Origin of the sequence: Polaromonas sp., from assembly GCF_018780625.1 — a bacterium.
GTDB lineage: Bacteria > Pseudomonadota > Gammaproteobacteria > Burkholderiales > Burkholderiaceae_C > Polaromonas.
In genome coordinates this window covers 1-1,760 of sequence record NZ_JADMJK010000057.1, presented here as the reverse complement: position 1 = coordinate 1,760, position 1,760 = coordinate 1, and the positions used below count along the sequence as shown (strand labels likewise).

Sequence of the window (1,760 nt, the reverse complement as noted above, 5' to 3'; positions counted from 1 at the left end):
CTGGCAGCCACCAGCAAGGCGGCAAAGCCCAGCATGCCCAGCCCCAGCACGGCCAGCGACGCTGGTTTGAGGTTGCCGACATCGCGGCGAATCACGCGCAGCGGCGGCACCTGCGCCAGCTGCAGCACCGGCGGCAGGCCAAAGGCCAGCAGCAGCGTCAGGCCCATGCCCATGCCAAACGCCACGGGCCACAGCGTGGCCGCCGGCAGCGCGGTTTCAACCAGCCCGGCGAGCAGCAGCACAAAGCCGTAATGCACGGCAAAGCCCAGCGCCACGCCCAGCGCGCTGGCAAACAGGCCCGCGACCACAAACTCAAACGCATAGGCCAGCGCAATCGTGCGTTGCGGCTGGCCCAGCACGCGCAGCATGGCGCAGTCGTCCAGGTGTTTGGCGGCAAAGCTGCGCGCCACAATGGCTACCGCCACGGCGCTGAGCAGCGCCGCCAGCAGCGCCACCAGGTTGAGGAATTTTTCGGCGCGCTGCAGCGTCTGCTGCATCTCGGGGCTGCCGCTTTCCAGCGACTCCAGCCGCACGCCCCGAATGCCGGATTCGGCGCCCGGCTTTTTGATCTCGTCAGTGGCCCACTTCACATAGGCCTTGACCGCTGCGGCGTCGCCGGCCACGGCAAAACGGTAGTTGGTGCGGCTGGCGGGCTGGATCAGGCCGGTGCCGGCCACGTCAAGCTGGTTGACCATCACGCGCGGCGAAAAGCTGATGAAGCCCGCGCCCCGGTCGGGCTCCTGCACGATGACGCGGGTGAGCGTGAAACGGCCCTCGCCCATCAGCAGGGTCTGGCCCAGCTTCAGGCCCAGCGCATCGAGCAGCGACGCATCGGCCCATGCCGTTCCCGGCGCCGGAATGTCGCGCGTCATCTGGCCTGCGCCGTCCAGGCTGTCGGCCACTTTCATGTTGCCGCGCAGCGGATAGCCGTCGGGCACGCCCTTGAAAGCCACCAGCTTGCTGGCGCCGCCGTTTTCATCGGGCGCGCGGCCCATGGTGGGAAAGGTCACGGTCGTGACCGCTTTCAGACCCAGCGCCTGGGCCTTGGCCACAAAGGCGCCCGGGGTCTGGCCATCGCTGCGCAGCACGGCATCGCCCCCCAGCAGTTGCTGGGCGTCGCGCTGCAAGCCGCCCTTGAGCCGGTCCGCAAAAAAACCAACCGCCGTGAGCGCAGCCACCGCCAGCGTCACGGCCACAATCAGCAGGCGCAATTCGCCCGCGCGCAAATCGCGCAGCAGGGTTCGCCAGCCAAGTTTCAGGAAAAGGGTGTTCATGGGGCTAACCTTAGCGCAGAAGGCGTAAACAGGAGGCCGCAAGGACTTGCGGCACAGGGCACAAGCTCACTCAAGCGCCAGGGGAACCCGCTGCCGGGCCGCATCAAGCGCCCCATCCGGCTTAACCACCAGGCCCGGCTGCAGCGTCAGGCGCTGCGCCCCGCTGTAGCAGACAAAACGCTTGTTGGTCGCGCGGCCAATCGCGCACAGGCCCACCGTTTGCGCGACCTGGTGCCCCATCTGCGTAATGCCGCTGCGCGACACCACGACGGGCACGCCCATCTGCGCCGACTTGATCACCATCTCGCTGGTCATGCGGCCAGTGGTATAGAACACCAGGCCTTCCATGCCGAGATCGGTCGGTGAAGCGACCAGCGAGGAGGTAGCGTCTTCGCCAACTGGGGCCGCGGAACCGGCTTCGCCGGGCCGCAGGGGCAGCGAACCACACGAAGTGGGGAGCGTGGGGGCCATCGTGATCCACATCCA

Annotated in this window: 2 protein-coding genes; both read right to left on the bottom strand. The window is 67.7% G+C overall.

All coding sequences use genetic code 11. The annotated features are described in order from the left end of the window. A partial coding sequence (locus tag IV091_RS05485; protein WP_366806979.1) for an FtsX-like permease family protein occupies positions 1-1,274 on the bottom strand: 1,274 nt, incomplete at its 3' end. 66 nt (positions 1,275-1,340) lie between these two features. Beyond that, on the bottom strand, positions 1,341-1,760 hold a 420-nt coding region (locus IV091_RS05480), incomplete at its 5' end, for a formate dehydrogenase accessory sulfurtransferase FdhD (RefSeq protein WP_293466173.1).